This is a genomic window from Blautia sp. HCN-20427, assembly GCF_037890365.1.
Lineage (GTDB): Bacteria > Bacillota > Clostridia > Lachnospirales > Lachnospiraceae > Blautia.
Genome location: NZ_JBBKBX010000003.1, coordinates 1 through 19883, shown reverse-complemented (window position 1 = coordinate 19883; position 19883 = coordinate 1). Strand labels below are relative to the sequence as shown.

The 19883-nt window shown below is 42.6% G+C and carries 12 protein-coding genes and 2 pseudogenes; all 14 read right to left on the bottom strand.

The genetic code is table 11. The features are described from left to right. Window positions 1-41 precede the first annotated feature (41 nt). On the bottom strand, window positions 42-1130 hold the full coding sequence (locus WKT17_RS02120) for a DUF5688 family protein (RefSeq protein WP_291682649.1): 1089 nt from the start codon (window positions 1128-1130) through the stop codon (window positions 42-44). A gap of 6 nt (window positions 1131-1136) precedes the next feature. Beyond that, window positions 1137-1277, bottom strand: a complete 141-nt coding sequence (locus WKT17_RS02115) for a hypothetical protein (RefSeq protein WP_173692125.1) — start codon at window positions 1275-1277, stop codon at window positions 1137-1139. 84 nt (window positions 1278-1361) lie between these two features. Continuing rightward, entirely contained in the window at window positions 1362-7655 is a 6294-nt protein-coding gene (locus tag WKT17_RS02110; protein ID WP_340271815.1) for a SpaA isopeptide-forming pilin-related protein, read from the bottom strand. A 68-nt stretch (window positions 7656-7723) separates the two neighbouring features. Beyond that, window positions 7724-9796, bottom strand: a complete 2073-nt coding sequence (locus WKT17_RS02105) for a DNA topoisomerase 3 (protein ID WP_340271813.1) — start codon at window positions 9794-9796, stop codon at window positions 7724-7726. Next, a complete protein-coding gene (locus tag WKT17_RS02100) occupies window positions 9797-11227 on the bottom strand; it encodes a CD1107 family mobile element protein (protein ID WP_330514744.1) in 1431 nt (476 codons plus the stop codon). Then, window positions 11181-11543, bottom strand: coding sequence for a DUF4315 family protein (locus WKT17_RS02095; protein WP_243867719.1), 363 nt, complete (start codon window positions 11541-11543; stop codon window positions 11181-11183). Before WKT17_RS02095 ends, WKT17_RS02100 begins: the two co-directional genes overlap by 47 nt. Next, entirely contained in the window at window positions 11524-14325 is a 2802-nt protein-coding gene (locus WKT17_RS02090; protein ID WP_340271840.1) for a CD1108 family mobile element protein, read from the bottom strand. Before WKT17_RS02090 ends, WKT17_RS02095 begins: the two co-directional genes overlap by 20 nt. Before the next feature lie 18 nt (window positions 14326-14343). Further along, window positions 14344-14454 (bottom strand): hypothetical protein, encoded by a 111-nt coding sequence (locus WKT17_RS02085; protein WP_008688066.1) that lies wholly within the window; start codon window positions 14452-14454, stop codon window positions 14344-14346. Between the two features lie 16 nt (window positions 14455-14470). Next, a pseudogene (locus tag WKT17_RS02080) lies at window positions 14471-14755 on the bottom strand (hypothetical protein); the annotation flags it as partial. A gap of 338 nt (window positions 14756-15093) precedes the next feature. Continuing rightward, window positions 15094-17265: pseudogene (locus WKT17_RS02075) on the bottom strand (VirB4-like conjugal transfer ATPase, CD1110 family); the annotation flags it as partial. Continuing rightward, window positions 17147-17611, bottom strand: coding sequence for a PrgI family protein (locus WKT17_RS02070; protein ID WP_012744297.1), 465 nt, complete (start codon window positions 17609-17611; stop codon window positions 17147-17149). The gene WKT17_RS02070 and the pseudogene WKT17_RS02075, both read right to left, overlap by 119 nt. 23 nt (window positions 17612-17634) lie before the next feature. Beyond that, window positions 17635-18504, bottom strand: coding sequence for a VirB6/TrbL-like conjugal transfer protein, CD1112 family (locus WKT17_RS02065; protein ID WP_015524554.1), 870 nt, complete (start codon window positions 18502-18504; stop codon window positions 17635-17637). Window positions 18505-18516: 12 nt separating this feature from the next. Continuing rightward, window positions 18517-18732: a Maff2 family mobile element protein gene (locus WKT17_RS02060; RefSeq protein WP_017144663.1), complete on the bottom strand. Its 216-nt coding sequence runs from the start codon at window positions 18730-18732 to the stop codon at window positions 18517-18519. Window positions 18733-18853: 121 nt separating this feature from the next. Beyond that, the coding region (locus WKT17_RS02055) for a VirD4-like conjugal transfer protein, CD1115 family (protein WP_340271810.1) at window positions 18854-19883 on the bottom strand (1030 nt) is incomplete at its 5' end.

Here is a 19883-nt window from a genome sequence, read left to right as displayed (position 1 = left end):
ACTGCTTAGCACAGTCCCCTTAAAATCATCGTTGCTTCTCTTTATAATGCTGTGGCAAGATCTTTTGACTTATTCTTCGGCACTTTCTCTGCTTCTTTTGCCTTGATCTCTGCCTTGGCTTTCTCCAGCTTTCCGTGGATTCCACCTTTTACTTCTGCTTTTTCAGCTGCTTTTTCTTTTTCCAGACGTGCTTCCCTACGTTCAGCATTTTCCATGACTGCTGTCTTTCCATCACAGAACTGAACCTTATCTGACAGCTGTTCCTCTCTTTCTACCTGTGTCTCATTGACTTCTTTTACCATCGCATTTAATTCCGGGACCTGAAAAATTCCGTTATCAGGGATAATCAGCACTTCATGAATGGAAGATGGGATGACAAAGTAATCACTTCCCAGGCATTCCCCAATCTGTTTACGAATATCTTCCTGCAGTAACAGGGAAGCTCCATTCATCTTAGCTTTGTTTGTCAGACAGAACATTGGGTTTTCCATGGCTTCCATATCCATTTTTTCATTCAGCAGGTTTTCTGGTTCTTCACCAAAAATCATAGATTTGATAATCTCATTCATATCCATAAGTGTGACACCACGTTTTCGGTCTGCCGTCATTGCATCCGCTTGAATCTGTTCGGCAGATACTCCCCACTCGTTCATCAGAGAAACAGTTACCGGAATACTGCCGACTTCCTCTTCATTTTCTTTCAGATTTACTGCATAATAGGCTGTAAAATCCCCGTGTTCCGTGATCACTTTGTCTGCCAGACGTTCTTCATTCCACTCCTGGTCACAGATTCTCACCTGCAGTTTTTCCTTCATTTTTTCATAATCGAAAATATCAGGTACTCCCATTTTAATAAATTCTGCTTTATCCTGTGCTTCAATATACATATCAACCACATCGCCAACACAAGAATCCACATCTTTTCCAATCACATATTCCAGGTAGAAGGAATCCAGATAGACTCTCGGTACAATTCTTTGATCTCCATTTGGAATTGTAATGCCAGTAAGCTTCAATCCATTATTTTTTTCTACTTCCTGAAGTGTAATTTCTGCGTCCTTGTAAGACTCTGGCAGATACTCCTTTACATTGTCTTTGACATATTCATAAAATTCTTTTCTGTTCATCATACGCTTTTACCCCTTTCTGATCATGTGATGGTTCATTCTTTTTCTGCTGACCATCTGCTCGGCTTTCTTCTGATAAGCCATCATTCTCTTTAAAGTTTTCTCCTGGTTCTTTTTTGCTTCCTGTCTTTTTTCCATTGTTTTCATCATAGTTTTCTGTTCCTTTCTTTCATTAGTTGTATTAAAAAGGGAGCCCTGATTCAGGGCCCCCTTTACTGCAAATTAATTACTTTACTATTTTCTGTTTTTCTTTTTTCTGATATAAAGTCCTGCCATACCTCCTGTGGAGATTACCAGAAGAAGGATCGGCAGCCAGATATTTGTGCTGTCACCTGTTTTCGGTGCGTTTGATACCTTCGTCTCTTCATGGGACTGTGGTGTCTCCGGTGTGTTCGGTGTTTCTGGAACTTCCGGTTTCTCATTTGTCAGATTAAAAGTGACTTCTACAACCGGCGTACTGTCATCTGCATAGGCGAATGTCACTTCATGCTTGGTCTGATCCAGTGTGTATCCATCCAGTGTTTTTGTTTCCACCAGATAATACTTGATAGCGGTATCATATTTGCCATTCTTAAATGTGGCAATCTCATACAGCTTGCTTTCTGCATGACCGGCAGCATCTGTCTTTAAGGTTTCCAGAACTTTTCCTTTACTGTCACGGAGTTCAAATTCTACCCCTTTCAGCGGTTCTCCTGATGATTTATCTGTCTTATTGAGAATCACTTTTCCCTTGGCAGTATCATCTTTCATAGCCACTTTCTGGATTTCTCCGTTATCTTTCACCTCAAATGTCACATCGGCTGTCAGAAGATATCCTTTCGGTGCCTGCTCTTCACGTAAGGTATATTTACCGATTGGCAGTTTTTCGATATAGTGTGCTTCCTCTGTGGAAGTCCAGCTCTCTACTACCTGATCATCCTTATCGAGAATCGTCAGTTTCGCACCTGGAATCTCAGTTTCTCCTGTGATATCAGTCTTACTGATCTCTACTTTTGTCACATCATCTTTCATCTCATGCTTCTGAACCTCTGCTGTATTCTCTACTGTGAAAGTAATACTTTCTGCAGTGACATATCCATCTGCCGGTTTTGTCTCTGTCATGGTGTATTTCTTACCAACAACCAGTTCTTTGATCACATGGGATTCTTCCGTAGAAGTCCATTCATCTACTGTATTGCCATCTGAATCCGTTACTTTCAGGTGTGCACCTGGAAGTTCTTTACCTGTTGTCAGGTCTGTTTTGGACAGCTCCACTGTGGTTGGCTGATTTTCAAAAGTAAAGTCGTAGCTTACTTCTGCCTGGTCTTCTCCGGCATATTCAAAGGTAAATTCCTGTACTTCTTCTGTTGTAACAAATCCGTCCGGCGCAAAGATTTCTTTCACATAGTATTTTCCATCTACCGGAAGATCTGCCGTAAAAGTAATCTGTCCTTTTTCATCCGTTACTCGCTGCTCGATCAGACTGTCTTTCTCAAGGAGTACCTCGCCCTTTACATTTTTGATATCTTCACTGGTATAAAGACCGAAGACACCACCTGCAAGGACACGGTCTGTATCTTTTTCTTTCTTCACAACCGTAACCTTTACTTTCTGACGGGCATTCTGCCATTTCTCATCATAAGTAATGACTGGTGTGTCCTGATCACGGTAGGAAAGATCAACATATCTCGGCTCTCCGTCCAGCATATAACCATGGGCAGTTTTTACTTCCTTCACATAGTACTTGCCAGCCGGTAGATCTCCCATCTGTGCAATACCATTGGAATCCGTAGTAATGGTTCCCACTTTTTCATCTGCTTTGAAATAATCTTCGCTGACACCATCTGCCGCTTTGATATCTTCCGCAGCAAATACATCGAAAGTTACATTTGAAAGGCTTCCGGTTACATACTCAAAGAGATGCTCCACAGTACCTTTTACATTGTCCAGAAGTGTCACTTTATCCAAAAACTCTCCATTTTTGTTAATGATCAGAAGTCCTGTTGGAACTTCATCTTTCATCTCTACTTTCTGAATCTCTGCGGTATCTTCCAGCGTGAACTTCACATCCGTTGCTTTCAAATAACCATAAGGTGCCATTTCCTCACGAAGGGTGTATTCCTCACCAACTGTCAGTCGTTTGATCACATGTGGCTGATCTTTTACAGAAGTCCACTGATCCACAGCATTTCCTTCTTTATCGAGAACGGTGAGTTTTGCCCCATCCAGTTCCACACCTGTTGTTACATCAGATTTTGTGATTTCAACTGTTGTTGGCTGGTTCTTTTTCACAGTTTTCAGTTTTACTGTCTTCACATCCTGTCCCCGATAATAAGCATCCAGATTCAGCACTTCATCAGAGGATACAAATCCAGCCGGTGCTTTTAACTCTTTCACATAATACTGTCCAAGTGGCAGATCCAGCGTACATACTGCAAGACCATCATTATCAGAAGTCATTTTCTGTAAGAGTGTATCTGCTTTCACAATCACTTTTCCATCTGCCTTGATATCCTCTTTGTTATAGATACCAAAGACAGCCCCTGCTACGGTTGCACCATTCTCTGCATCCTGTTTTTCTACCTGGATTGCAACTTTCTGTCGGTCATCGCCAACAGTCACTTCCTGTTCAATCACAGGTGTATCCTGATCGGCATAGACAAATGCGACTTCTGATCTATCATGGTTTAGAACGAATCCTTCCGGTGCAATCTTTTCTACCACATAGTACGAACCAAGCGGCAGATTCTCTGCAACTGCTTTTCCGTCTTCCCCGGTCGTAACAGTTGTTACCAGTGCATCCTTCGCATAGATCAGCTGCCTGTTTCCGTTTTCATCTTTCTGATAATCCGGTGTATAGATATTTTCAGCTGCATAGACATTAAATTCCGCACCCTTCAGGTATCTTTCTTCATAAACAAAATCCTTTTTAAATCCGGTCAGCATCTCACCTTTTTTATAGATTTTCAGCTTTCCTTTTACTGGATGGTTCTCGTAATCTACCGTAATAATGGCATCTCCGCTCTCAGAATCCATCTGGTATGCTGTGTTTGCATCCACTGTAATCTCTACATAGTTCTTGTTGATTGTGTACCCTTCCGGTGCATTGACTTCCTCAATCCGGTAATGTCCGATTTTCAGATTCTTCGGCATGATCAGATATCCCTGACTGTCCGTAAAATAGGACTTGTGAGTGGTTGTCACTGGGTAAGTTGTTACCTGTTCCACGTACTTTTTGTTGTCAAGGTCGTACACTTTGAATTCTGTTCCTGCAATCAGGACGGATTTTTTTGTTTCATCGTCTTTTTTCACGATTTTCAGTTTTGCCTTAAACTCTTCATCCAGAAGCACACGCCAGATCTGCGGCTCATTTGGATGATGCTCCGTGATATTCACTTCAAAATCATCGATCGGCTTGTAATTGTGCGGTGTTGTAGTTTCACGCACGATATAGCTTCCAAATGGTAATGGAATACTGCAGGCATATCCTTTGTCATCTGTGAAAATCTCCGTTGCTCCATTTTCTCCACTCACTACTGGTTTGGCAGAATCAAAATCATAGCTTCCATCTGCTTTCTTTGTAAGGGAAGATTTCAGATAAACTGTAAATCCAGCTCCGGATAACAGATCTGCATCTGTCTTTCCATTGTTGGCTGCTTTGATGATCTGGAATGGCTGCTTGATGACCTGCTCACTGGAAGTGCACTCTCTTTTTACTTCTGCTGTCATATCTCCTTCATAACTGCAGGTAAGATCATGCTCTTCTGTATCTGTCAGGTATCCAATCGGCGGAGTAATCTCTTTGACATAATATTTGCCAAGATATAAGCCATTTACAGAAGACTGTCCTTTGTCATCTGTTGTAAGAGAAGCCACCTGTTCTCCTGCTTTATAAATAGTTCCAGTTGCTCCATCCGGATGCACGATATCTTCACGGGCATACAGACCATAAACTGCACCTTTCAGTGTGGCATCTCCCTGTGGTACTGCTTTTCCTGTTTCTTTATCAACTTTGAATAAATTGATCTTTGCTGTCACACGGTCATTGCTGAAGGTATGGGCAAATGATACGGTTGCTTCTTTATCATTGGTGTAAGAAAACTTGAACGTATACACATCTTCTGTATTTCTTACATAGCCTTCCGGCGCCTGATCTTCTTTTACAGAATAGGAATATCCAATCGGAAGATCTGCTGTAAATTTTGCAGTTCCATCTGCTCCAGTAGTTGCTTTCTCAATCAGTGTTCCTTTTTTCACAACAACGGTTCCGTCTGCATTTCTGATATCATCGGATACATACATAGCAAAAATACCGCCTTTCAGTGGTTTCTTGGTGTCTTTATCCTTTTTTACTACGGAAACATCTGCTTTCTGTCTCTCGTTGTTAAAAGTCACATCTGCAAATACAACTTCTTTGTTCTGACCAGCATAAGTTAGAGTCACTGACTTTTCTTCGCTGCCGTTATAGAAGGAGTCCGGTGCTTTTGTTTCTTTTACCACGTAGGTTCCAAGATGCAGGTTTTTCAGTGTGACAGAACCATTCTCACCTGTTGTCAGATTTTCTTTTACAAGGTCACCTTTGCTGTACACTTTTGTGCCATAAGCTGTTACGATATCTGCCCCGGCATACACGTTATACACTGCATTTTTCTGTCTGCGGTTTTCATACTGAAATACCGTTCCATTTTCACTGACATCTGCTCCGGTCAGAACCTGTCCTTCTTTGTAAATGGTAAGCTCTGCCAGCTGTTCCTTATTTTCCACGGTTACAGCTGAGGTCTTACTTGCTACCAGTTTTACATTTGTTGCCGTTGCATTTACTACATATCCCTGTGGTGCTGTGATTTCTTTCAGATAAACGGTATCCTGTGTCTTGATGATCGTAACAGAAGATTTTCCATTCTTATCCGTTGCCGGCATCTGAGTGATCAGCTTTGTACAAGCCTCATCGCTGTATACACCGAATACTGCACCTGCAAGATTGACATCCGCTGTATCGTCTTTCTTTACGATTTCGATCTTAGCCTGTTCAATCCAGGACACCTTTAAGCTTACATATTTTTCATCAGCAACACCTTCTCCAAATACAAATGCCAAATCCTGAACACTTGCATTCGTAGTCAGTTTATATGCTGAGTAATCTTTTGTAATACTTCCCTTCATTTTTGCAGAAAAAGTAGCATTTACATCTTTTGTCTGTGTCAGAGGCGCAGAAAGATAAAACGTGGTTCCTCCTCCAATTGTTACGCTTGCACCTGCCGCACTTACATTTCCAGTAGATACATTATGGAGCTTTACTCCTTTTGGTAAGTCCATTGTGATTTTCTGCTGGGAAGATGCGTTGAACTGAATGTTCTCCGTTCTCTGAACATTTCCATCTACATAAGCTTTTACATCCGGCTTTGAAAATGACATCGCTACATCTGGTATTTCCGGCTTATTCACACAATAATTATAGAGTTCTTTTGCCAAAGCCTCTCCTGTAGCATTTGTTCCGTAAAATGCATCACTACTTCCGTTGGCATATGATGCAGCCATGTGAATAATGATGAATCTTTTTCCTTCTGAAAAATCCGTGTGTTTATTCGCAAAAAAGCTTTCACTTCCTGCGGCATCTGTACCGTAATAACACACTTTTGTTAACGCCTGATTGTCTCCAATCTTTGTAATTGTATAATTTCCAGATCCAGGTCCAGGCTTTGCTGGCTGTACACAATACGCAGTTGCTCTGACGCTTCCGTAGCTGATATAGTACGGCTCTGTCAGATAGGTTCCAAGATTATAATCTGCATATCTATACAGTGGTCCTTTTTCAATTGTTACCTGCTGTGTACTTCTTGCTGAATAAGCCGAAACTGCTTCAAATGTTGCAATCTCTCCCTCTTCCATAGCCTCAAGATCCACACCTTCGTCTCCTGCCTGTTCCAAAACATCATGAAGCTCTAACCCTGATTCTTCATCATAGGTATCCTGATTCTGTGCCTGCTCTACCAAATCATCAAATTCATCAGCGTCAATATCGGTAACCTCCGAGTCTGCTTCGGAATCCTCCGCTTCCTCTGTCTGCTGCTCACTTACAGCTGTTTCGGATTCGGTCACTGCTTCACTCCCTGCCACCTCTGTCTGAGCTTCAGTTGCTTTCTCACGCACAATCAGTTTTCGGCTGATCTGGTACTTCGGATGCTCCTGATTTACCGGTTCCACATAATAGACCGCTTTGTAAGTGTCCGCATGATCTGTCGTAAAATCCTCATCCTTGTCATTCTTTGCTTCCTCAAATGTGACTTTTACCTTGTTATCATCCTTGATTTCCAGTCCGGTATAATCCGATTTCACATCAAATACACTGCCAGCTTCCATTTCATAATCTTTGGCAGTCACTACCTCATCTTCATCCAGAAGGTCTTTCACTTCCTCATAAAGTGGCGGTTTTTCCTCTGGCTGGATCTCCGCTGCATATGCTGTCATCGGAGATAACACTGTACTAAGCATTGTCATGCCTGCCAGCAAGCCAGATACTACTTTTCTAAAATTACCTTTTTTCTTCATGCTAAGGTCCTCTCTTTCATATATTTGTATTAAAACAGACAGTCCTTAGACTGCCTGCAATACACTACTTATCGTTGTGGAAAAATCAGATTGAACTGTACATTTCCCTCACCGGGATCGACCATCTCCACAGTTGCTTCATACTGTCTCCCTGTTTTTCTTGATACCAGATCCTTATAATGGATTTTTCCTTTAGACAGGAACTTCTTTGCTGTCGCCTTATCCATCTTTTTCCCTTGGCTTGCAAGAAATTTATCATTCTTCCATAAGGTAAAAGCACAGTTCCGGTCAGAACAGTAAAAGTTTACTTTCCCTTCCCTGACATCTGCTCCACAGCGGGGACATTTGCCAATGACTTCTCCTTTTGCCTTTCCCTGAAACTGATTTTTCTTCTCTTCTGAAATCCCCTGATATCTGGCAACCAGTTCCTGCATCAGCTCTGTAATCCCATTTAGGAATTCATCTGCTGTCTCTGTATTCTGGGCAATATGATTCAATGCCATTTCCCACTCTGCGGTCATCTTCGGAGATTTAATCTCATCCGGTAGAACCGTAATCAGCACATTTCCATCATCTGTCGGCACCAGATTTTTCTTTTCCCTTTTCACAAAGCCAGACTGAATCAGTTTTTCAATGATTGCTGCCCTTGTTGCAGGAGTACCAAGTCCTTTCTTTTCTGTATCTTCGGTCAGCTCTTCATTCCCTGCACGTTCCATCGCAGAAAGCAGGGTATCTTCTGTGTACTGTTTCGGTGGCTGTGTAAAATGCTCCGATACAAAAGAATCACAGGGACCATAATGCTTGCCTGCCCAGATATCCAACTCCGGCTCTTCTTTTTCTGCAATGATTCCAAAGAACTGTTTCAGTTTTTTCTCAATTGTCTTGAACCCTTCCTGTTTTGTTTTCTTTGCATTGAGATAAAACGTATGATAATTGCAGGTAATCTGACATTTATGACTCTCATAAATATAAGGCTCTGCAGTTGCTGTCAGAACCCTGGCACTGATCAAATACAAAATCTTGCGGCTTCGTTCTTTCAGTTCACCAATATCTGCTTTGGCTACTTCCATGGTTGGGATAATCGCATGGTGATCGGATACTTTCTTTGAATTTAATACCTTACTCACGTCCAGTTGATATTCCAGACCTTCAGCATAAGGCATTTTCCCAAATAACATCTGAATCAGAGTTTCTGTGCTTTCTCCCATCTCATCTGTCAGATACTGGCTGTCTGTTCTCGGATAAGTGACAAGCTTCTGCTCATACATCTCCTGCACAGCATCCAATGTCTGCTGTGCGGTATAGCCAAACATTCTGTTAGCTTCCCTCTGCAGGGTGGTCAAATCATAGAGTTTTGGAGGGCGGACCGTTTTCTCTTTCACATCATCCTTCTCCACTTCGCACATACGCTCCTGACACTCTGCAGCCACTTTATCTGCATCTTCTTTTTTCTGAAAATGCTCTGTGACCGCATCCATATCGTCAAACTTGATATGAGCCATATAATATTTTTCTTTGGTAAATTCCTTGATCTTCTGATTTCGATCCACAATCATGGCAAGTGTTGGTGTCTGTACTCTTCCAACTTTCAGATTCTGGTTATACAGAACGGAAAAAAGACGGCTCGCATTGATTCCCACCAGCCAGTCTGCCTTTGCCCTGCAAAGTGCTGACTGATAGAGACTGTCATAACGCGAACCGTCTTTTAATGACGAAAATCCATCTTTAATTGCCTGTTCTTCCATGGAAGAGATCCAGAGTCGCTTCATCGGCTTTTTACATCCTGCCTGCTCATACACCAGACGGAAGATCAGCTCACCTTCACGTCCTGCATCAGTTGCACAGATCACTTCATCTACTTTGGAATCTCTCATCAGTTTCTTTAAGATTCCGAACTGCTTTTTTGTGCCCTCCAAAATCTTGTGTTTCCAACATTCCGGCACAATCGGCAGATCTTCATATCTCCATTTTTTATATTTTTCATCGTATTCCGATGCATCACATAATCCAACCAGATGTCCTACGCACCAGGAAACGATATAACCGTTTCCCTCCACGTAGCCATCTTTTCTTGTTCTGGCTCCAAGCACGGAAGCCAGTGCCATCGCAACCGATGGCTTTTCTGCAATCACTAATTTCATTTACTCCTGCTCCTCTTCTTCATCTTCCAGCACATTATCGTCAAAATCTTCATCTCTCAGGATTTCCGGTTCTGTACTTTCTTCCTGCTCATCTGCATCGTCTACTTCCCGCTTTTCAGACTCTGAATCTTCGGATTCCTCTTCATCCTCTTCCATCTCATCCTCGTCATCATATTCATGCTTCGGTTTATAGACTTTGAAGTAATATCCTCCTGCCGCAGCTCCGACTGCTACCAGTGCAATCAGAAGATACGTTCCAAATGGACTTTTATCTTCAGGCATCTGAATATCATCCTCTACCTTATCTTTCTCGGCTGTCTCTGTCGTTTCCGTCTTTTCTTCCTCCGCTTTTTTCTCTGGTTCTGCATAAACAGTATCTACTTCCGGAAGTGTCACTGAATCAGAAAGCGTGAAGTTCATCAGATCTTTCTCACTGACTTCGGTAAGGAAATACACATTATCCTGAGATTTTGAATTATCAATAATCAGATAGAAAATCTTACCACTCTTAGTTGAAATGGTATAAAACTCTTTTGTGCCTTCTGTAGCTGTTTTAGTAACAGAATCTGCTGTCTCACCTTCTTTATTAAGCTGTTCCTCGATACCTGTCACTGTCCGATCATCCACGGTTCCTTTTGCATCTGTTGGCTCAGAAGCCTGTGCATCCTGCGGAAGTGGTGAAGTCGTTGTTTTCTCAGTCCCAGTTTCATCTGCACTGGTCGTAGTTGCCATTACGCCATTACTGTCACTGGAGGTTTTCTGTTTCTCTGCCTGCTTCTTTGCCCATTCATAATAAGGATTCTGCAGTACATATTTCTCAGAAGTATTTCCGGCACCATCCGTTACCGTGATTTCAATCTGTTTTGTTGTAAAATCTTTCTGTGTCAGTTGCACTCTCAGCATTCCATCCTTCAGATCTGTATAAGTGGTGCCATTGACTGTTACTGCAGTAATCCCGGATACTGTATCATTCCCCTGAATCGTCAGCACACCATCTGTCAGGGAAGCAGAGAGTGTCGGCTTTTCCGTGTCATAACACTTAATAGAGCGATTCTGCTCATAGACCTTCCCCTCACCATCAGTCACCCGCACGTACACTGTCTGATTTCCAGTGATCGTGATACTTCCACTTCCTGTTACATCCTGCCAGCTTCCATCTTTTCCTGCTTTTGCTTCAATCTTTGCTATAGAGAAACCTTCCGGCATATGGCTGGCATCTACCGTAACAGCAATGGTTGTTTCTCCCTGTTTCCAGCCATCCGGCTTCTCAATCGTGATTGCAGGTGTAGTATTCTCAGCTGCATAAGCAGTCTGTGTCTGGAGCAAAGGTGTTGTCAGGCAAAGAAATGTCGTTGCTGCAAGCAAGCTCTTTTTTACCCTGCTTTTAGTAATTGTTCTCTTCTTCTGTTTCATTTTTTCCAGATTCATCATCGGCTTTTGTTTCCTCCTTCTGTATTTCTACCCTGCCGGGCAGTTCATTTTTCATTCTCTTTTTGAAAGCTTCCAATTCCGGAATGCTCATATCCATTGCACGGATAATTCTTACAATTTCCAGATTTTCCGCTTCTGTTTTTGCAATTTCCGCAGCCTTGAACCGCTTTAAATCTGCTTCATATCTGGCTTTGGAGGCTTCCATTTTTTCCTTGGCTTTCTCATAATCTGCCGTTGCTTTTTCAAGACTTTTCATCGCTTCTCCTTTCCGGACGGCTGTTACACCGCCCTTTTCCTTACCATCGTCCGAATCCATAGAAATGACTCTGCCAGTATGGAGAGTTGATGGACGTATACTGCACCGGATGCCCACAATGGATCATCTGACCATTGCCTACATAGATTCCGATATGCGTTACCGGCTCCCCTGCGTCGTAAGTTCCAGTAAAGAAAATCAAATCTCCCGGCTGTGCCTCCGACTGGGATACTGGTGTACAAATGTTGTACAGTCCCTGTGCTGTTAGTCTTCCTGTATTCCTTACACCAGAGTTTGTCAGACAGTAGCTTACAAATCCGGAACAATCGAATCCACTTGGGGAATATCCACCCCACACATACGGTGTTCCGAGATATTTTGCCGCTTCTTCTAGTAATCGCTGTGCCGCTTCACTGGTGTATTCATTGCCGCCAAAACTGGAACCTTCTCCTGTTTCCAGATAAAAGATCGGGTTCAACCGTTCTCCATTTTTTAACAGTTCAATATGAAGATGGCTTCCTGTCGAATTTCCAGTGTTTCCTACCAGACCAATTTCATCACCTTTGCTAACAGATGCTCCTGCAGATACGCTCCGGCTGCTAAGGTGTGCATAGCGAAGCTCATAACCTTTGCTGTCTTTGATAATGACGTAATTTCCATAGCTGTCATTATAACCAGAAGTCGTAACAGTTCCAGTCAGTCCTGCCATCACTTTTGTTCCTTCCGGTGCACCAATATCCATACCATTATGAAGCTGATTTGCTCCTGATATTGGATGAATCCTGTATCCATAATAGCTGGTCACACTGGAATACCAGTTAAAATCAACCGGTGTTGCAAACATCTGTAAATTGCCTTTTGTATCGTTGTAGGCACTGAACAGTTCTTTCTGGAAAAATCCCAGCCTGTCCTGACAGATTGACATCAGGTTTCCACTATTTAAGGTGACATTCAGCACATCTACATCTCTTGTCCTGGTCACTTCCACTTCATTGCTTCCATTATCATCTGCCAGATAACATTCCCATGTTTGATGTCCATGTGCAGATGCTGCCGCATGACTGTCATAATAGACATCAAACTGTACACCGTATCTTGCGAAAGCTCCGGTATCTTCTACCGTATATTCGACACCATTCATTACCACCTTTGTCCCCATTGGAACAAACGGATTGGAAGCATCTACTGCTAAGGTATGATTGGCTGTTGGATATGCTCCACTGGCAGTCGGTCCTCCGCTCCAAATACCACAACAGATCGGACAGTTACAATATCCACTGGTCACTACTTGTCCCAAAGATTCTCCAACTCTTACAGTTGCTGTCTCTGTCACAGTCTCATTGACTGCTTCTGTTTCTAACTGATACTGCAATGCAAAAAGAGCATCCAGTTCCGGCTTGACCTGTTCAAAGGTAAACTCTTCATACTTTGCTGACAGATAACTGATCAGGATAAACGGATCATGCTCAATAGGTCCGATGTTATATCGATATTCCTCATGTCCCGGTTCTTCAGATTCCATGTTGTTGATCCGCTCCTGCAGATTAGCTTCCAGCTGTGTATAATACAATTCTGCTTCCCTAATTGCCTGATCTGATGACAGATAACTGGTTCCCGTGTAAGTGATCACATTTTGTAAAAACACCGCAGAGCATGATGTGATATTTGTTATGATTAGAAACATCAATCCGATCAGAACTGCTACACTGATATACACCTTCCGGTTTTCTTTAAAGAAGTTAGTGACTTTGCCGCCAATCTTCTTAATATAATCAATCGTACCTTTTGCAGCTGTTCCTACTATCTGTTCACTTCGCTTCGCTTTGGCATAATCCCGTTTGATCTGTTGCTTCTGAATCTGTTTTTTTAGTTTCTTCTGCTCCTGACGGGCTGCCGCCTGTGTCTGTTTCTCTTTCTGTCTCTCCAGTCTGCTTCTCTTTCTGGATGCCCTCTGTTTCCTGCGTCTGGCACTTCTCTGTTCCAGCCGGTAAATACCTTCGCCGCCTTCTTCCAACTTATGGGCACCTTCCACTGCCGCATTGTCGTCTTCATTTTTACTGATCTCACGATGCAATGCTGCGGAAGTTGCACTTCCTGCTTTCTTGACAACAAAAGCTTTTTCTGTTTTTACAGATTCCCCTTCGCCAAACTTCAGGCGGGATTTCTTCTTTCCAGGAGTTTCCCCTTCATTTGCCCGATAGACCTGTGCCTTCTTGGAATGCTGCTTAGCTTCCTTTTTCTTTTTGGCTTCCTCATAAGAAAACTTTTTGGCTTTTTCCTTCTGTTTTTGATGGCGGAAATTGACTCCATCCGTATCCATCTGGTTCAATTTCTCCATATTTTTGTCATTTTTCACAGAAGCACCAGTTTCCTCATAAGCAAACTTCAAACGCTGTTTTTGTTTTGGCTTTTTGCTGCCGCCGGTCTGATTTCTCCGGCTGTCTCCTCGGTTTTCTGATAGATCAACACGTTTTTCTTTCAGTCTCCCTAACTGTCCGGATTCATATTTTTCTGCAAGTCTGGATTCTTTTCCGACTTCAGCACGAATCCTTTTCCGGTTTTGCTGCTTTCTATTTTGTCCAAAATCCTCACTTTGCTTCTCTGTCCGTATCAGTTCCGGTGCATCTCTGGATTTTTGCACAGAGGGACGAATATTTTTCCCACTCCGTTCAGACTGGCGGGAAGACTTATCCACAAGGCTTAATTCTTTTTCCCCCTGTTTTCCTCCCATCTGCACATCACTGGCACGGTTACTGACACGAACAGAAGATTTATCCGTCAGGTTTTCTTCCACCAGACCATCCTTGGTCATCTTTTGGACTTTCTTGTCCCTGACTTTCATTCTCTGTTCTGCCACTACTTACTCCTCCTTCTTCGGATACCCTTTCCCTGCCTGTAATAAGCAGAGAAAAGCGATGCCAAAAACAGCACCGCCACTAAAAGTTAATACATATGAAATTGCTCGTAACATTGTTTTCTCCTTTGATTTACCCTGCTTCAGAAGTTTCCTCCAAGCGGGTTGTCATGATTTTATAGAGGGAATTCTTCGGGAATCTGTCTACGAATGGGATAATGACATTTCCATAGAACAGAAGTCCTTCCCCCTCATTACTGTTGGTTACATAGGACAGCTGGGTTGGTGAGATATTCAGCTGTTTTGCCAGAATCTTCCTGTCTCCGGAAGCCTGGTTGAGCATATAAATGAAATCAGAGTTTTCAAAAATATTCTCGATTTCCCTGGAAGCCAATAAATCTTTGATATTCTGTGTTATCTGATTGTTATTATCAGGCGGCTTTTTATCCACCTCTCTGGGGCTTTCGCCCATTTTCATCAGCGTGTCATTTCACGCTCAGCATAGCATATCTTTTTACCACGATTATATCGTACCGGCTGGCAATGCGGCCTCTTGGAGCTGTTATATTCTGCTTATGCAGGTTCAAGCTCTATGCGTTGCGTGTGGCTATTCTATTATGAATAGCCTTCCACTCGGATTAGGTCGCTACCCCTTTCCCGTTTTTTTCCGCATTGATACTTCTGACTTACTTGCCGGTTTCAGTCAGAACGGCGATAGTTTGCACTTTAAGCGACCAACAAGTAACAAACCAGTTCACCAGTTGGAATACCTCCCCATTTACGGAACCTCTTCCAAATTTCCACACTGTAAGCTGCTGTCTGCTCTTCTTTTAATAGAAGATGGAATTCATCCACATAGTAACGGGTAGATTTATGAGCGGAACGATTGATAGTCACTCGGTTCCATACCTGGTCCTGCACAATCAACATCCCGATCTTTTTCAGCTGTTTTCCAAGCTCTTTGATATCAAAACAAACGATACGATTGTTGATATCTACATTTGTGCGATGATTAAATACATTCAGGGAGCCTGTAACATAAATCTCCAATGAAGTTGCAAGACGCTGTGCTTCCGGCTCTTCCTGTTTTCTCAGAAGGTTATATAAATCCTCCAGGATTGGCATCTTCTCCGGTACTGGATCGGCAAGATATTCCTGATATACTAACCGCACACAACGGTCAATGATGGTCTTTTCTACCGGCTCCAGTCCATTCTTTCCTCCAACAATCAGCTCACACAAAGACAGAATAAAATCTGCTTTCAATGACAGTGGATTATCTTCCTCGGAATAGTTCAGGTTCAGATCCATTGGATTGATATACTGGTCAGATACCGGAGAAACCCGTACCACCTGTCCGTGCAGTGCCTGCACAAGTGCCGAATATTCGGCTTCTGGATCGCAGACGATGATATCATCTTCTGTGATCAGGAAGCAGTTTGTAATTTCTCTCTTTGCTGAGAAGGACTTACCGGAACCTGGTGTACCAAGAATCAGTCCATTCGGGTTCTTCAGACGTTTCCGATCAACCATAATCATGTTGTTGGATAATGCATTCAGTCCATAATAAAGAGCCTCCCCTTCCTGAAACAGTTCCTGTGTCGTAAACGGCACGAAGATCGCTGTTGAAGATGTGGTAAGCCCTCTTTGAATTTCAATCCGATTGACTCCCAGCGGAATACAGGACATGAGTGCTGCTTCCTGCTGATAATCCAGCTGTTTTAAGGAACAGTTATATTTCTGTGCGATTCCCTGCACCTGGAAAATATTGTTATCCAGCTTCTGACGCTTCTTTGCGGTATTCATTACCAGAACCGTCACGAGGAACATTCTCTCATTTCTGGACTGCAGATCTTCCAGCAGGTTTTTCGCCTCTTCTCCATAAGTCACAAGGTCCGACGGAAGCACATCCATATCATAACCGGAACGTACTGCTCGCTTCTGCTCTTCAATCTTCATCTTATCCAAATCTGAAATCTTACTCTTGATCATCTTGATCGCAGAACTCTGGTCAATGGACTGGATATGAATGTTGACATTGATGCTGTCATCCACATCCAGGAAGTCTGCAAGCATCCGGTCTGTAAGCTCTGGTGCCAAAATCTGCAGATAACTCACACTTCCCATCGTTCTTCCCATCAAAAATGTCTGATTCTTGGAAAAGTTAAAGGAAGTCGGTGCAATAAAATCTTTGGTCTTTAATCCTGTTTCTGGAAGCATCTTATACTGGAACTTAAATGGTTCAATCCGATCCTGGTTGAACACATGATACAGAATCTCCAGCCTTTCCAAACCATTCAAGGAATGTGCCTGTGCTCCCAGGACCTTAAAGTTATTTAAGATATCTGTTTCGATTCTTTCAAGCCTTGGCCTTGCCGCCTTCAGGCTTTCTGCTTCGATTCCAAAAGTAATATACTTTGTCTTCACCAGACCATTATTTCCTTTGGAAAGCTGATTTTTCAGCATAGTACGATACTCTTCACGAATGGCATTGAAGTCATCGTTCTGATCCGGAATATCAATACTTTTTTCAAATTCTGCCACATCCACCTGCTGATTGATAAAGGACAGCTGCACACTGATGGAAGAATCAAAGTAATTTAAGAAATCACAGTAATTTTCAAATATCGTGGTCTTATCCTCATTTAAAGCAAGCTGATAGTTGATGTCATAAAACTGAATTGTCTTAGAGAAAAAGGTCTTTGTCACCTGGCAGATACCATCCTGCAGCATCCGAATATACGGAATACTCTGCTGTGCAGTTGTAGGAATGTTTTTCTGTTTCCTACGATCCCGTTCCTGCTTCTTCCTACGCTTTTCCTGTTCTCTTTCTTTTCTGCTTTTTTTGTTTCTTCTTTCCTGACGGTTTCTTTTTTCCGCCAGGGACAGACGCTCCTGCTGAGCCTCCTGCTTTGTCTTTTTTGCCATCCGGCACACCCTCCTTTTTTACAAGGGTGGAAATCTCCTGATAAAAATTTTCTGTCTTATATGGTCTTACCGCCGGACAGATAAACTTCTGTCGAATGATATTTGCCACCACTTTTTCAAATGGAAGCCCGTCTTTTTCATACATTGCCATGAAGAAAAATGGAAGCATGATCGTTACCATCAGGATGGCTGCGATACTGGAACCAATTGGTTTTCTCATGAACAGATAAAACGGAATTCCCACAACTGCGGCAAGTGAAAAGAAAATCAGCTGCCGCTTTGTCAGATTTAACGCTACTTTTGTTTTGACCTTGGTAAGGTCTTTTGGTACTGGTACATACGCCATGGTATGCGCTCCTTTCCTGCCCGTTAGTGGGCATTAAATATCGATTTGCTAAGGCTTCCGGTCTTGAATAATGAAAATGCAAGAATCACGGTATAAGCCGCTACTGAAAACATTGCTGCATGAAGGTCACTGGATATGGTCATTGCATTTACTAAAACTGCATAAATTCCCACACAAACCATCATGAAGAATCCCTGAAATGCCAGTGCGAACAAGCCTTTTAAATAGTTGTTTCCGATATTACCCCATTCCTTATTGGTCATGGTGGCAAACGGAATTGGTGCTATGGAAGTATAAAGGTAAATTTCTATCATTCTTCCGTACAAGATTACCGTAATGATAATTGACAGAATGTGCATGGTAACACTGATTAACATCGTTTCCATGGATAGCAGGAACAAATCCCCTAACTCCATATCCTCCAGGGCATCCACAATCCGTGAAATTGCTTCTGTTGCATCCACCGCAGTGTTTCCTGATATCACCCCGGCGGCATTGTTGACCACATGCTGGCCAACATCAAAGACCGCCATCGTGATATTGAACGTATTTGTCACCAGATAAATGGCTACATACGCTTTGAAGATCCAGAGGAAAATGTTATAAGTCTCAAATTCATGGAAATTGTTTTTTTGTGTTACCATCGTGATCAATTCATAGCACAGGACAAAGGTGATGATCAGTCCCGCAATGGGGACAATCACCGTTTGGGATATATTCTGAATCAGATTAAAAATCCCTGCATTCCATCCCTGCGGTGTCTGCCCCACCTGCCCGGCTATGGTTCCCACCTGCTCATTGACAGACGTGAACATGTTATCCAAACTTGACTTGATAAGCCCGATCAGGATATCCTTTATCGCTTCCGTAATTCTCTCAATGATGGTGTTCATCTACCACTCCTCTTAAGAGAACAATGTTGCCAGCTGTGGAATCAGGGTAGTTCCCAGCAGCATGATTCCGGCACCAGCCATCAGCTGTTTGATGCCCTGGCTCTTAGCGCCGGGATTGTCATTTCCATATCCTTCCAGAAGGTTTACGACACCCCACACGCCAAGACCTGCGCCGATTGCGACTACAAGAGTTTTTAAAGTTGTAATTGCACTGCTAAAAAATGCCATATACATTCACCAAAACTGACCTCTTTCAGGTGTTTACGGGAATGAAAAAACACCGACTAAAAAGCCGGCGCACCTAATGTCAGTTATTCCTTTCCTCATTATTTTTCGTTCATTCCCATGGTTACTCCGACAGCTCCACCTGAATTACCTCCACCTCTTCTTCGGGTTTCGGTGTGTACTGCGGGTTTAACTCTTTTTCTACTTTGTATCGGTTTTTCTCATTTTCATCTGCAAGAAACCGATAATTTTTGTGTTTCGTGATATCATATTTGTCTGAGAAAAATGGTCTGGCACCACGAATCTGCAGGATACATTTTCCTCCATCCATGACTGCAATCTCATCTTCTGTCATCAGCTGTTTGCCTGTTTTCTGGTAATTCAATCCAAAGGACTTCTGATTGCTCCTCGTTTCCGAAGTGTTATACAGATCAATGGTTTCCTTACCCAGAAGTTCACTCATTTCCTTTAAGGTAGTTTTCTCTTTTCCACCAAGAAATAGTGTAGTATCACAGTTACCCAGAATGGTATCTGCACTATCCTTATACATTGCCTTTAGCTGACTCTGTGACTGCAAAATAATAGAAGCAGAAATTTCCCTGCTTCGGATAGTTGCAATCAGCTTGTCAAACTGAGGAATTTGCCCGATGTTAGCAAACTCATCAGCGATGACACGCACATGCACCGGAAGTCTTCCTCCATATACATCGTCTGCCTTATCACAAAGCAGATTGAAAAGCTGTGACTGCAGCATCGCAATCACAAAGTTGAAGGTTGTATCTGTATCGGACATAATCAGAAACAAGGCTGTTTTCCTGTCACCGATCTTATCCAGTTCCATTTCATCATAAGACATGATCTCACGAAGCTCTGCGATGTCAAATGGGGCAAGTCTGGCTCCACAGGAAATCAAAATCGATTTTGCAGTTTTGCCGGCGGCCATTTTGTATTTTTTATACTGTCTGACCGCAAAGTGCTGCGGATCTCTTTCTTCCAGTTCCTGAAACATCATATCCACTGGATTCTGGTAAGTTTCATCCTCTTCACGGGTTTCGCTTTCATTCAAAAGATCCAGAAGGGTATTCAGATTTTTTTCCTCTTCATCACCTTCATACCAGATAAAAGCAATCAGTGCTGTGTAGAGCAATTTCTCT